Source organism: Paraburkholderia sp. Tr-20389 (assembly GCF_017104565.1).
Lineage (GTDB): Bacteria > Pseudomonadota > Gammaproteobacteria > Burkholderiales > Burkholderiaceae > Paraburkholderia.
The window spans coordinates 1-13207 of record NZ_JAAGPD010000038.1 but is presented as its reverse complement, the minus strand read 5'-3'; the positions used below and the strand labels follow the sequence as shown (position 1 = coordinate 13207).

At 64.0% G+C, this 13207-nt stretch carries 13 protein-coding genes; 9 read left to right on the top strand and 4 right to left on the bottom strand.

Annotation, left to right across the window (positions count from 1 at the left end; translation table 11 throughout):
* The first annotated feature begins 224 nt into the window (after positions 1 to 224).
* The 6 genes from pepP (at position 225) to ruvC (ending at position 6631) form a co-directional block, all read left to right on the top strand.
* Positions 225 to 1616 (top strand): Xaa-Pro aminopeptidase, encoded by a 1392-nt coding sequence (gene pepP / locus G3N95_RS28700; RefSeq protein WP_205973478.1) that lies wholly within the window; start codon positions 225 to 227, stop codon positions 1614 to 1616.
* Between the two features lie 23 nt (positions 1617 to 1639).
* The gene (locus G3N95_RS28695; RefSeq protein WP_205973477.1) at positions 1640 to 2860 is read left to right on the top strand and encodes a UbiH/UbiF/VisC/COQ6 family ubiquinone biosynthesis hydroxylase; all 1221 of its coding nucleotides are present in this window, start codon (positions 1640 to 1642) and stop codon (positions 2858 to 2860) included.
* Between the two features lie 205 nt (positions 2861 to 3065).
* Entirely contained in the window at positions 3066 to 4130 is a 1065-nt protein-coding gene (gene dusB / locus G3N95_RS28690; protein WP_205973476.1) for a tRNA dihydrouridine synthase DusB, read from the top strand.
* Positions 4127 to 4360 (top strand): Fis family transcriptional regulator, encoded by a 234-nt coding sequence (locus G3N95_RS28685; protein WP_007587477.1) that lies wholly within the window; start codon positions 4127 to 4129, stop codon positions 4358 to 4360. The genes dusB and G3N95_RS28685 overlap by 4 nt, the downstream gene beginning before the upstream one ends.
* Before the next feature lie 44 nt (positions 4361 to 4404).
* Positions 4405 to 5970, top strand: coding sequence for a bifunctional phosphoribosylaminoimidazolecarboxamide formyltransferase/IMP cyclohydrolase (gene purH / locus G3N95_RS28680; RefSeq protein ID WP_205973475.1), 1566 nt, complete (start codon positions 4405 to 4407; stop codon positions 5968 to 5970).
* A 118-nt stretch (positions 5971 to 6088) separates the two neighbouring features.
* A complete protein-coding gene (gene ruvC / locus G3N95_RS28675) occupies positions 6089 to 6631 on the top strand; it encodes a crossover junction endodeoxyribonuclease RuvC (RefSeq protein ID WP_205973474.1) in 543 nt (180 codons plus the stop codon).
* A gap of 13 nt (positions 6632 to 6644) precedes the next feature.
* Here ruvC and G3N95_RS28670 read toward each other — a convergent pair whose 3' ends face one another.
* A complete protein-coding gene (locus G3N95_RS28670; protein ID WP_205973473.1) occupies positions 6645 to 7277 on the bottom strand; it encodes a LysE family translocator in 633 nt (210 codons plus the stop codon).
* A gap of 164 nt (positions 7278 to 7441) precedes the next feature.
* Between G3N95_RS28670 and ruvA the strand changes: the two genes are divergently transcribed.
* Together ruvA and ruvB are read left to right on the top strand one after the other, a co-directional pair.
* Entirely contained in the window at positions 7442 to 8023 is a 582-nt protein-coding gene (ruvA, locus tag G3N95_RS28665) for a Holliday junction branch migration protein RuvA (RefSeq protein ID WP_028371854.1), read from the top strand.
* Positions 8024 to 8132: 109 nt separating this feature from the next.
* On the top strand, positions 8133 to 9197 hold the full coding sequence (ruvB, locus tag G3N95_RS28660; protein ID WP_205973472.1) for a Holliday junction branch migration DNA helicase RuvB: 1065 nt from the start codon (positions 8133 to 8135) through the stop codon (positions 9195 to 9197).
* Between the two features lie 52 nt (positions 9198 to 9249).
* Here the strand turns inward: ruvB and G3N95_RS28655 are convergent, their stop codons facing one another.
* The 3 genes from G3N95_RS28655 to tyrS are packed head-to-tail and all read right to left on the bottom strand — an operon-like array spanning position 9250 to position 11695.
* Entirely contained in the window at positions 9250 to 9921 is a 672-nt protein-coding gene (locus G3N95_RS28655; RefSeq protein ID WP_205973471.1) for a histidine phosphatase family protein, read from the bottom strand.
* A gap of 24 nt (positions 9922 to 9945) precedes the next feature.
* Entirely contained in the window at positions 9946 to 10404 is a 459-nt protein-coding gene (gene dtd / locus G3N95_RS28650; RefSeq protein ID WP_205973470.1) for a D-aminoacyl-tRNA deacylase, read from the bottom strand.
* A 43-nt stretch (positions 10405 to 10447) separates the two neighbouring features.
* Positions 10448 to 11695 (bottom strand): tyrosine--tRNA ligase, encoded by a 1248-nt coding sequence (tyrS, locus tag G3N95_RS28645; RefSeq protein ID WP_205973469.1) that lies wholly within the window; start codon positions 11693 to 11695, stop codon positions 10448 to 10450.
* 221 nt (positions 11696 to 11916) lie between these two features.
* Between tyrS and G3N95_RS28640 the strand changes: the two genes are divergently transcribed.
* Complete coding sequence (locus tag G3N95_RS28640; protein WP_346778421.1) at positions 11917 to 13053, top strand: anhydro-N-acetylmuramic acid kinase; 1137 nt, start codon at positions 11917 to 11919, stop codon at positions 13051 to 13053.
* The last annotated feature ends 154 nt before the right edge of the window (positions 13054 to 13207 follow it).

Sequence of the window (13207 nt, the reverse complement as noted above, 5' to 3'; positions counted from 1 at the left end):
GCGATGGTCTACCTGGCCTGATGGCCAGGCATGGCGATGGCGAATCGCCCGCAAGCGCATGGCCCGGGACGACTGGCGCGGCACGGGCGGCCAGGCGGCGAGCCCGAAACGATTTTCCGTTGGGCGATACAATCGCAGCATTAAATCGCATCATTGCCTCGCGGCGAACGACCTTGCCTGCCGCGCCGCCGTCCACCTCGCACGATGAACCGCCGACCGAACTCATGACCGATCTGACTCCGGCTATCGACCTCTACCGTCAGCGCCGCGCGCGCGTGCTCGATGCGCTGCGCGCTGCGGGCGGCGGCGTCGCAATCGTTCCGACCGCGCCCGAAGCGCTGCGCAACCGGGACGCCGATTATCCGTACCGGCACGACAGCTACTTCTACTATCTGACGGGCTTCACCGAACCCGAGGCGATGCTCGTGCTGGACGCGAGCGCGAAACAGAACGAGCCTGCCGCGGTCCTGTTCTGCCGCGCGAAGAACGCGGAGCGCGAAACGTGGGAAGGCTTCCGTTTCGGTCCCGACGGTGCGCGCGAAGCCTTCGGTTTCGACGCCGCCTTTGCGTTCGACGACATCGACACGCAACTGCCGCGCATCATCGCCGACAAGCCGGCGCTGCACTATGCGCTCGGCGCTTCGGAACAGTTCGACGGCAAGGTGCGTCAATGGCTCGACGCCGTGCGCATGCAGGGCAGAAGCGGCGTGCTCGCGCCTTCGGCCGTGCATGACCTCGTGCCGTTGCTCGACGAGATGCGGCTCGTGAAAGACGAGCACGAACTGGCGATCATGCGCCGCGCCGCCGCGATCTCCGCGCAGGCGCACCGTCGCGCGATGGCCGCGTGCCGCCCCGGCGTGCGCGAATACGAACTCGAGGCCGAACTGCTCTACACGTTCCGCAAGCATGGCGCGCAGGCGCCCGCTTATGGCTCGATCGTGGCTGCGGGTGCGAACGCGTGCGTGCTGCACTACCCGGCCGGCAACGCAGCCGCGCAGGACGGCGACCTGATCCTGATCGATGCGGCGTGCGAACTCGACGGCTACGCGTCCGACATCACGCGCACCTTCCCCGCTAACGGCCGCTTCACGCCTGCGCAGCGCGAAATCTACGACATCGTGCTGGCCGCGCAGCAAGCCGCGATCGACGCGACAAAAGCCGGCGCGAGCTTCGACGCGCCGCATCAGGCTGCCGTGCGCGTACTCGCGCAAGGGCTGCTCGACACGGGCATCCTGAATCGCGACCTGTTCGCGAGCGTCGACGAAGCGATCGAAGAACGCGCGTACGCGCGTTTCTACATGCATCGCACGGGTCATTGGCTCGGCATGGACGTACACGATGCAGGCGACTATCGCGAGCGCGGCGTGCCCGCCGACGAACACGGCGCGCTGCCCTGGCGCACGCTGAAACCGGGCATGACGCTGACGATCGAACCGGGCCTCTACATCCGAGCGGCGGACGACGTGCCCGAACAGTACTGGAACATCGGCATCCGCATCGAGGACGACGCGATCGTCACGGCTACGGGCTGCGAACTGATCACGCGTGACGTGCCCGTCGACGCGGACGAAATTGAAGCGTTGATGCAGGACGCGCAGACGACGGGCGCGGCCTGAGCGCGCAAGGAACAGAAAAGAAGATGAACGAAGTCCCACAGCCGGTTGCCGACGCGCCGCTAGTCCCGTCGAATACGCAGCCCTACGACTACGACGTGACGATCGTCGGCGCGGGGCCCGTCGGTCTCGCCCTCGCCGGCTGGCTCACGCGGCGCAGCGCGACGCAGAAGCTGAGTGTCGCGCTGATCGACGCGCGCGAGCCCGAAGATTCGATTGCCGATCCGCGCGCGATCGCCGTGTCGCAAGGCAGCCGGATGATCCTCGAGCCGCTAAGCTGGCCGTCCGACGCGACCGCAATCCAGCGCATCCACGTGTCGCAGCGCGGCCATTTCGGGCGCACCGTGATCGATCACGCGGAGCATGGTCTGCCCGCGCTCGGGTATGTGCTGCGCTACGGCTCGATCGTGCATGCGCTCGCCGAGTCCGTGCGCGCGACGCCCGTGCACTGGTTCAAGTCGACCCGAGCGCAAGCCCCGCAGCAACTCGAAGACGACGGCGTGCTGCTGCCGATCGAAAGCGCGCACGTCACGCGCACGCTGCGCACGCGCGTTCTGGTGAACGCCGAAGGCGGCCTGTTCGGCGAGCAGCAGGCGGGCTCGGGCGAAACGCGTGACTACGGGCAAACGGCGCTCGTCGGTACAGTGACGCTGTCCTCGCCCCAACCGCATGTGGCATGGGAGCGTTTCACGTCGCAAGGTCCGATTGCCCTCCTGCCGACAGGCGGCGTGCGCGGCGCGGACTACGCGCTGGTCTGGTGCTGCGCGCCGCAAGAAGCGGCGCGCCGCGCGCAGTTGTCGGACGAAGATTTCCTGCGCGAACTGGGCGCCGAGTTCGGCGACCGGATGGGCCGCTTCGTGCAGATCAAGGGACGTGCCGCGTTCCCGCTCGGGCTGAATACCGTCGATACGCTCGTCAAAGGCAACGTCGTCGCGATCGGCAATGCGGCACAGACGTTGCATCCCGTCGCGGGCCAGGGTCTGAACCTCGGCCTGCGCGATGCCCACGCACTCGCCGACGCGCTCTCGCACTATGGCGCGACCCGCACGGCGCTGAACGCCTTCGCGCAACGCCGCGCGCTCGACCGGCGCATGACGATCGGCGCCACCGATACGCTCGCCCGCCTGTTCACAATCGACTTCCCGCCGCTCGCGACGCTGCGCGGCCTGGCCCTCACTGCGCTCGAATTCGCGCCACCGTTGAAGACCGCGCTGGCGCGGCAGATGATGTTCGGGCAACGTCGCTAGCGCCTGGCGACATCACGATAAAGTGGCCGCCGTTCTATGAGCGCGGACACTTTCATAGAAGATTTAATGAGTTACCTCAGACGCGGTTCCGTCTGGGGCTAGCCCGTTAACGCTAAAATAGATGTTTTCCCTCGTATTTTGCGGTACGTGCGGTGCGCGAATTCCACATTTTCAGCGCACCCGACGCTCGCCGCCGATGTCCGCCATGCCCACTCTCGGCTCCCACACACTACGCAACAACCTGTTCGTCGCCCCGATGGCAGGCGTGACCGACCGGCCGTTCCGTCAGCTCTGCAAGCGCATGGGCGCGGGCTACGCGGTATCGGAGATGGTCGCGTCGAACGCGCAGCTGTGGAAAAGCGAAAAGACGATGCGCCGCGCCAATCACACGGGCGAGGTCGAACCGATCGCGGTGCAGATCGCCGGCGCCGATCCGCAGATGATGGCGGAAGCCGCGCGTTACAACGTCGAGAACGGCGCGCAGATCATCGACATCAACATGGGCTGCCCGGCCAAAAAGGTCTGCAATGTCGCGGCAGGTTCCGCGCTGCTGCAGAACGAGCCGCTCGTGCAGCGCATCGTCGAAGCGGTGGTGAACGCGGTTGGCGTCGGACCGGACGCCGTGCCCGTCACGCTGAAAATCCGCACAGGCTGGAATCGCGAGAACAAGAATGCGCTGAATGTTGCGCGGCTCGCCGAAAGCGCCGGCATTTCGATGCTGACCGTGCACGGCCGCACGCGCGCCGACCTGTATCACGGCGAAGCGGAGTACGAAACGATCGCTGCCGTGAAGGCCGCGGTGAACATTCCCGTGGTCGCGAACGGTGACATCACGTCGCCGCAGAAGGCGCGCGCGGTGCTCGCCGCAACGGGCGCGGACGCGATCATGATCGGCCGCGCGGCGCAGGGGCGCCCCTGGCTCTTCCGCGAGATCGAGTATTTCCTGCAGACGGGCGAACTGATGGAAGCGCCCCGTATCGACGAGATCCAGCAGGTGATGAACGAGCACCTGGAGGATCACTACGCGTTCTACGGCGAATTTACGGGTGTTCGCACTGCGCGCAAGCACATCGGCTGGTACACTCGCGGCCTTTCCGGCGCCAACGTGTTCCGGCACCGCATGAATACGCTGGACACGACGCGCGAACAACTGCTCGCCGTCAATGAGTTCTTCGACGCGCAGAAGGCGATCTCGGACCGCCTCGTGTACGTCGACAACGAAGTCAACAACAACGGTGAGCAGGATCAAACCGACCGACTAGCAGCATGAGCAAGCACAATATCGAACAATGTGTCCGCGATAGCCTGGGGATGTACTTCCAGGATCTCGACGGCTCCAATCCGCACGACGTTTACGACATGGTGATTTCGTGCGTCGAAAAACCGCTGCTCGAGGTGGTGCTCGAGCAGGCCGGCGGCAACCAGTCGCTGGCAGCCGAGTATCTCGGCATCAACCGCAATACGCTGCGCAAGAAACTGCAACAGCACGGCCTGCTGTAGTTTCGGCGCCCTGCCACGCCTTTCATCGGCTATTTGTTCCCATCATGATCAAGCAAGCGCTCATCTCCGTTTCCGACAAGTCCGGCATCGTCGATTTCGCGAAATCGCTGTCGGACCTCGGCGTCAAGATCCTGTCGACGGGCGGCACCGCGAAACTGCTCGCGGACGCCGGCCTTCCCGTTACCGAAGTGGCCGACTACACGGGCTTTCCGGAAATGCTGGATGGGCGCGTGAAGACGCTGCACCCGAAGGTGCACGGCGGCATCCTCGCCCGCCGCGATCTGCCCGAACACATGGCCGCGCTCGAAAAGCATGACATTCCGACCATCGACCTGCTCGTCGTGAACCTGTATCCGTTCGTGCAGACCGTGTCGAAGGAAGAATGCACGCTGGAAGACGCGATCGAGAACATCGATATCGGCGGCCCGACCATGCTGCGTTCGGCGGCGAAGAATCATCGCGACGTGACCGTCGTGGTCGATCCGGCCGACTACGCGACCGTGCTCGATGAAATGCGCGCCAATGGCAACGCGGTCGGTTACAAGACGAACTTCCGCCTCGCGACCAAGGTGTTCGCGCACACCGCGCAGTACGACGGCGCGATCACGAACTACCTGACCAGCCTCACGGAACAACTGCAGCACCGCGACCGCAACACGTATCCGGTCACGCTGAACATGGCGTTCGAAAAGGTGCAGGACCTGCGCTACGGCGAGAACCCGCACCAGAGCGCCGCGTTCTATCGCGACATCGCGGTGCCCGCCGGCGCGCTCGCGAACTATCGTCAGCTGCAGGGCAAGGAACTGTCGTACAACAACATCGCCGACTCGGATGCCGCGTGGGAATGCGTGAAGACGTTCGACGCGCCCGCCTGCGTGATCATCAAGCACGCGAACCCGTGCGGCGTGGCAGTCGGCGCGAACCCGCACGAAGCGTATTCGAAGGCGTTCCAGACCGACCCGACCTCGGCGTTCGGCGGCATCATCGCGTTCAACCGTGAAGTCGACGAAACGGCTGCGCAGGCTGTCGCGAAGCAGTTCGTCGAAGTGCTGATCGCGCCGTCGTTCAGCGAAGCGGCAAAGCAGCTGTTCGCGGCCAAGCAGAACGTGCGTCTGCTCGAAATCGCGCTGGGTGAAGGCCACAATGCGTTCGATCTGAAGCGCGTGGGCGGCGGTCTGCTGGTGCAATCGCTCGATGCCAAGAACGTGCAGCCGCACGAACTGCGCGTCGTCACGAAGCGTCACCCCACGCCGAAGGAAATGGACGACCTGCTGTTCGCATGGCGCGTGGCGAAGTTTGTGAAGTCGAACGCGATCGTGTTCTGCGCGAACGGCATGACGATGGGCGTGGGCGCCGGCCAGATGAGCCGTGTGGACTCGGCGCGCATCGCAAGCATCAAGGCGCAGAACGCTGGCCTGACGCTGTCGGGCACGGCGGTGGCATCGGATGCGTTCTTCCCGTTCCGCGACGGCCTCGACGTGGTCGTGAACGCGGGCGCAACGTGCGTGATCCAGCCGGGCGGCTCGATGCGCGACGACGAAGTGATCGCCGCCGCCGACGAGCACAACATCGCAATGGTCGTGACGGGCGTACGCCACTTCCGCCACTGATCGGCTGTTCTGCTTCTTTCGAAACGGCCCGGCAGTTTGCAACTGCCGGGCCGTTTTGCATTTCACGTTTCACGTTGTGCCGTTGTAGTATCGCAGGCACTGAATACGCACGGCACTTATGAGAATTCTCGGCATCGACCCTGGCTTGCGCGTGACTGGCTTCGGCGTGATCGATCAGTCCGGCCATCAACTGACTTACGTAACGAGCGGCGTCATCAAGACCGCCGACGCCGATCTGCCGACGCGCCTCGGCACGATCTTCGAGGGCATTTCGACGCTGATTCGCCAGCATGCGCCCGACCAGTCCGCGATCGAGAAGGTGTTCGTCAACGTCAATCCGCAGTCGACGCTATTGCTCGGCCAGGCACGCGGCGCGGCAATTTGCGGACTGGTGTCGGGCGGCGTGCCCGTTGCCGAATACACCGCGCTGCAACTGAAGCAGGCCGTGGTCGGCTACGGACGCGCGACCAAGGAGCAGATGCAGCAGATGGTCGTGCGGCTGCTGTGCCTGTCGGGCATTCCGTCGACAGATGCCGCCGACGCGCTCGGCATGGCGATCTGCCATGCACATGGCGGCGGCACCTTGAGCACGCTGGGCGGCATTGCGCCGGCGCTTGCGAAGAAGGGCTTGCGGGTGCGTCGCGGACGGTTGGTGGGTTAGGACGCGTTCGGCGTCAGCGTTGTCCTGCTAATGCCAGTCGACACGCCAGGCCCGCAAACACCGAACCAAGCAAATACTGTGGCCAGCGCGACGGGTTTTTGCCGCCGGTCAGCTTTCGGCTCAATTTGCTGGCAAGCAGAATCACGCTGCCGTTCACGACGAAGCCAATCACGTTAAGCACGGTCGCAAGCAGCATGATCTGCACAGCAACCGATCCCGCCTCCGGTTTCACGAACTGCGGAAACAGGGCGAGCACGAACAGCGCAACCTTCGGATTGAGCAGGTTCGTGAACAAGCCCTGCCTGAAAATTCGGCCAATGGGAAAGCGCCGCATCGACGCATCCGGCGCCAGCACTGTGCCCTGCGAGCGGAACGTCTTCCATGCGAGATAGAGCAGATAGGCCGCCCCGGTGAAGCGTACGATGTCGTAGGCCATCGGTGCGGCAACAAAGAGCTGTGACAGGCCGAACGCTGCGGCGAGTGCATGGCAGTACGTTCCAGCCAGAATCCCGGCAAGCGACGCGAAACCCGCAGTCCTCCCTTGGCTCACGCTGCGAGAGGCAATCAGCAACATATCGGGACCGGGCGTGGCAGTGAGCGCGAGACACGCGCCTGAAAACAGCGCGAGCGTGGTGAGACTGAGCATCGAAGACTCCTTTTGGGCTGGTTATGGAACGTCCAAAAGGGATCTCAGTGTAGGGAGCGTGGGAAGCCGGGTCAATCAGCCGCTCTCCCACTTCGTCAGAAGCGACGTACGAAAGCCCTCTGCCCTGCGCTACACTCGCGCTTTCCCTTTCGATAGAACCCGCCATGATCGGTCGCATCGCCGGCGTCCTGCTGGAAAAGAATCCGCCTCACCTGCTGATCGACTGCAATGGTGTCGGTTATGAAGTCGACGTGCCGATGAGCACGTTCTACAACCTGCCCGGAACGGGGGAGAAGGTCGTGCTGCTCACGCAGATGATCGTGCGCGAAGACGCACATCTGCTGTATGGCTTTCTCACGCCGCAAGAGCGTTCGACGTTTCGCGAGTTGTTAAAGATCACGGGTATCGGCGCGCGCATGGCGCTGGCCGTGCTGTCGGGGATGAGCGTGCAGGAACTGTCGCAGACAGTGACGATGCAGGACGCCGCACGCCTCACGCGGGTGCCGGGCATCGGCAAGAAGACGGCGGAGCGGCTCCTGCTCGAACTGAAGGGCAAGCTCGGCGCCGACCTCGGCGCGATGGCGGGCGCCGCGTCGCAGTCCGATCATGCTTCCGACATCCTGAATGCATTGCTGGCATTGGGTTACTCCGAAAAAGAAGCGCTGGCAGCCATCAAGAACGTGCCGGCCGGCACGGGCGTTTCCGAGGGCATCAAACTCGCGTTGAAGGCGCTGTCGAAGGCCTGAATTGGCGCTCGGCAAACGGCATGCATGAAGCTTCGCATGCCGTTTCCTGCAAGACACCCTGGCCGTTCGGCCAGATCTTCCGGCGGGCCGCGCGCGGTACAATGCCCGCATGATCGAACACGACAAACTCGCCGCCGAACGCATCATCGCCGCCACGCCTGTGTCGCCGAACGAGGAAGCGTTCGAGCGCGCGTTGCGCCCGCGTCAGCTCGACGAATACGTCGGCCAGGAAAAGGTGCGCGGCCAGCTGGAAATTTTCATCGAGGCGGCCAGGCGCCGCTCGGAATCGCTGGATCACGTGTTGCTGTTCGGTCCTCCGGGCCTCGGCAAGACCACGCTCGCGCACATCATCGCGCGCGAAATGGGCGTGAATCTGCGGCAAACCTCCGGTCCGGTGCTTGAGCGCGCGGGCGATCTCGCAGCGCTTCTGACCAATCTCGAAGCCAACGACGTTCTCTTCATCGACGAGATTCACCGGCTGTCGCCCGTCGTCGAGGAAATCCTGTATCCGGCGCTCGAGGATTATCAGATCGACATCATGATCGGCGAAGGTCCTGCGGCACGAAGCGTGAAGCTCGATCTGCAACCGTTCACGCTGGTCGGCGCCACGACGCGCGCGGGCATGCTCACCAACCCGTTGCGCGACCGTTTCGGCATCGTCGCGCGGCTGGAGTTTTATAACGCGGAAGAGCTGGCCCGGATCGTGAGCCGGTCGGCTTCGCTGCTGGGCGCGCAGATCCATCCGGAAGGCGCACTGGAAATCGCGAAGCGCTCGCGCGGCACACCGCGTATCGCGAACCGGCTGCTACGCCGCGTCCGCGATTACGCCGAAGTGAAGGCGGACGGCAATATCACCGCGAAGGTCGCCGATGCCGCGCTGAAAATGCTCGACGTCGATCCCGTCGGTTTCGATCTGATGGACCGCAAGCTGCTCGAAGCGATCCTGCACAAGTTCGATGGCGGTCCTGTCGGCGTCGACAATCTGGCGGCGGCAATCGGTGAGGAGCGCGACACGATCGAAGATGTGCTCGAGCCGTATCTGATCCAGCAGGGCTTTCTGCAACGCACGCCGCGTGGACGGGTCGCCACGCTGTTGACGTATCGGCACTTCGGGCTTGCCGCACCTGACTCGGCAAGTCCTGTTCGTAATCTGTGGGATTCTGAGCCGAACTGAGTGGCTCTTAAGATAGGACACGCGGCGTTCGATGTCGCCGCGTCGATCGAACTCAACGCTCGGCTTCGGGTGTCTTCTTGAAGCTGTCGTCTTCGGCGTGGCCACCAAGATGCATGACGTCGGCCCACGACACGACCGTCGCGCGGCCGTTATCGAAATCAACGATATTGACGCTGGTGTTCAGCAACTGATAGTTGCGCGGCGCATCCAGCGATCGACCGTTGGCGAAGCGATACACGCAATCCAGTACGCCACCATGCGCGACGACAGCAATCCGTCCGTCCGGATGCGCGGCAACGATCGGCTCGAGCGCATGCAACACGCGGTGATAGAACACGCGCTGCGACTCTCCCTCAGGTGGTGAGAAGCCGGGATCGCGCGTTTGCCACTGCGCGTATTCGTCGGGAAAGCGCAGCGAGATTTCGTCGCTGTCATGGCCCTGGAACGCGCCGTAATTGCGTTCGCGCAGGCCTTCCCTGAGTTGCAGCGACAGCCCGAGCACATCCGCGAAAGGCTGCGCCGTTTGCTGCGCACGCATCAGATCGCTCGAATAGATCGCGTCGAGCCGCGCGCCGTCATGCGCCTCGCGCCCAAACCGCTCGGCGAGCCGCTGGGCCTGTTCGACGCCGCTCGCGGCGAGCGGGATATCGATGTGCCCTTGAATCCGCTTGATGCGGTTCCAGTCGGTTTCGCCGTGTCGGATGAAGAGAACTTGTGTCGCCATGAATTCGGAACAGGAAAACGGAAGTTACGCGCGTGTCTGCAGCCAGAACGTCACCGGGCCGTCATTGACGAGCGACACCTGCATGTCCGCGCCGAACTCGCCCGTTTCGACGATGGCATGCTTCGCGCGCGCGGCCGCCACGAAGTAGTCGAACAGCCGCTTGCCCTCGTCGGGCGGCGCAGCCGGCGTGAAGCTAGGGCGCAGGCCGCTGTTCGTGTCGGCGGCCAGCGTGAACTGCGACACGAGCAGCAAACCGCCCGCGCGCCCCGTGCCGTCGATGTTCTGTACGGGCAGATTCATCTTGCCCGCGGCGTCGCTGAATACGCGGTAGCCGAGCACCTTCGCGAGCAGCTTGTCGGCGACTGCATCGGTGTCACCGCGCTCGGCGCAGACCAGCGCAAGCAGGCCCGCGTCGATTGCACCCGTCACGCGATCGCCGACGCGCACTTCGGCGCGCCGCACGCGTTGAATCAGCGCGATCATGCGACGCGCGCCCCTCGTGGCGCTAGCACAGGCTGACAGACCATCATGCCGTCAGCGTGACACGCGCAAAACGACGCTTGCCGACCTGCACGACGAACTCGCCCGCCTCAACCTTCAGGCCCTTGTCCGACACGGTTGCGCCGTCGATCTTCACGCCGCCCTGTTCGATGTTGCGCAGCGCTTCGCTCGTCGACGGCACGAGGCCCGCCTGCTTCAGCAGTTGGCCGATAGCGAGCGGCGCACCTGCGAGCGTCACCGACGGAATGTCGTCAGGCACACCGCCCTTCGCGCGGTGGTTGAAGTCTTCGAGTGCCCGCTCGGCATCACCCTGCGAATGGAAGCGCGCGACGATTTCCTGCGCGAGCAACACCTTGAAGTCGCGCGGATTGCGTCCGCCTTCGATTTCGCGCTTGAAGCCCTCGATTTCCGTCATCGGACGGAACGACAGCAGTTCGAAGTAACGCCACATCAGCACGTCGGAGATGCTCATCAGCTTGCCGAACATGTCATTCGGCTTTTCGCTGATACCGACGTAGTTGCCCTTCGACTTCGACATCTTTTCGACGCCGTCCAGACCTTCGAGCAGCGGCATCGTCAGAATGCACTGCTGTTCCTGGCCGTACTGCTTCTGCAGTTCACGGCCGACCAGCAGGTTGAACTTCTGGTCCGTGCCGCCGAGTTCGAGGTCGGCATTCAGCGCCACGGAATCGTAGCCCTGCATCAGCGGGTACAGGAATTCGTGGATCGAGATGGGCACGCCGCTCTGGAAACGCTTCGTGAAGTCTTCGCGTTCCAGAATGCGCGCGACCGTGTAGCGCGACGCGAGCTTGATCATGCCGTCGGCGCCGAGCGGCATCGACCATTCGCTGTTGTAGCGGATTTCCGTCTTCGCGCGATCGAGCACGAGCGCGGCCTGCTCGAAGTATGTCTTCGCGTTCGATTCGATCTGCTCGCGCGTGAGCGGCGGGCGTGTCGCGTTGCGGCCGGACGGATCACCGATCAGCGAGGTGAAATCGCCGATCAGGAAGATCACCGTGTGGCCGAGATCCTGCAACTGGCGCATCTTGTTCAGCACGACGGTGTGGCCGATGTGGATGTCGGGCGCCGTCGGATCGAGACCGAGCTTGATGCGCAGCGGCGTGCCCGTGGCCGCGCTCTTCGCGAGCTTTTGCGCGAACTCCTCTTCGATCAGCAGTTCGTCGACGCCGCGCTTCGTGACTTCGAGCGCGTGGCGGACTTCGTCGGTGATCGGGAAGGTGGAATTGGGCTTGGCGGTGGACTCGGTGCTCATGCTGGAACGGGAGATCGCAAAAAGAGAGATTGTCCCATAGTTGCGGCGCATTGCGCCCTCAACTCTCTGCAAACGTCTGGAACTGGGTCGACACGTATTGTCCGCATTTCCTGTGGCCGCGCACCCTGGCCGACCGGCCAGGTTGTGATGCAACTCGACGTTGAGCGACAATCCCCGTCAACGGCATGCACGAGGCGTGCGACAGCGCTACAGGAGCAAACGTGGACAACACAGGCAACAAGGCAGACGGCGTGTACTTCGGGCTGATGTCGGGAACGAGCATGGACGGCGTGGACGGTGTCGCGGTCGAGTTTGCAGCGGGCAAGGCGCCCGTCGTGCGATCTCAGGCGTTCGTGGGCTTTTCCGAAGGCCTGCGCGACGCGCTGTTCAGCCTTCAGCAGCCCGGCGACAACGAAATCGAGCGCGAGGCGCTGGCCGCCAATGCATTGGCCGCTCGTTACACGGTGTGCTGCCACGAGCTGTTGCGCGCGGGCAATCTGTCCGCCGCCGACGTCCGCGCCATCGGCGTGCACGGTCAAACGGTGCGGCATCGGCCTGAAAAGGGTTATACGCGGCAGATCAACAACCCCGCGCTGCTCGCGGAAATGACCCATATCGATGTGATCGCCGATTTCCGCAGCCGCGATGTCGCGGCGGGCGGCCAGGGCGCGCCGCTCGTACCCGCGTTCCATGCGACGGTGTTCGGCGCGAAGAACGAGACGCGCGTGGTCTGTAACCTCGGCGGAATCAGCAACATCACGGTTCTGTCGGCGAACGGCGCCGTGCGGGGCTTCGATTGCGGCCCTGCGAACGCGCTGCTGGACGAATGGGCGCACCGGCATCTGCGCAAACCGTTCGACGAGAACGGTCAGTTTGCCGCGACGGGCCAGGTGCATCGCCCGCTCCTGAACGCGTTCCTCGACGAGCCGTTTTTCGAGGCGCAGCCGCCCAAAAGCACGGGGCGCGACCTGTTCAATCCGGAGTGGCTCGACGCAAAGCTGCAAGGTTTCGCCGACGTCAGTCCCGCAGACGTCCAGGCGACCTTGGTCGCGCTGACGGCCGTGACCGTCGCACGCGAGATCGAACGCCATGCACCCGACTGCAAGGCCGTCTATGTATGCGGCGGCGGCGCGCGCAATCCGGAGATCATGAACGCACTGCAGAGTGCGCTTGCCGACAGCGGCTGCAGTGGCGTTCCCGTCCTGACGACCGAGGCGCTCGGCGTGCCGCCGCATCAGGTCGAGCCGCTGGCATTCGCGTGGCTTGCCATGCGCTGCGTCGCACGCGAACCCGGGAATCTGCCGTCGGTAACGGGCGCCGCCGACGCACGCGTGCTCGGCGCGATCTATCCGCGTTGACCCTCGAAAATAGAAAACGGGGCCGAAGCCCTAATGCCGTTCAGTTAAGGTCTCTTTTGAGGACTCGAACGGTATAACGAAACGGTCTGGACTTGACGGCCCGAGCGCAAGAGCGCCCGGGCCGTTTTTCGTTGATAAGTTGCTTGAGCCGCTC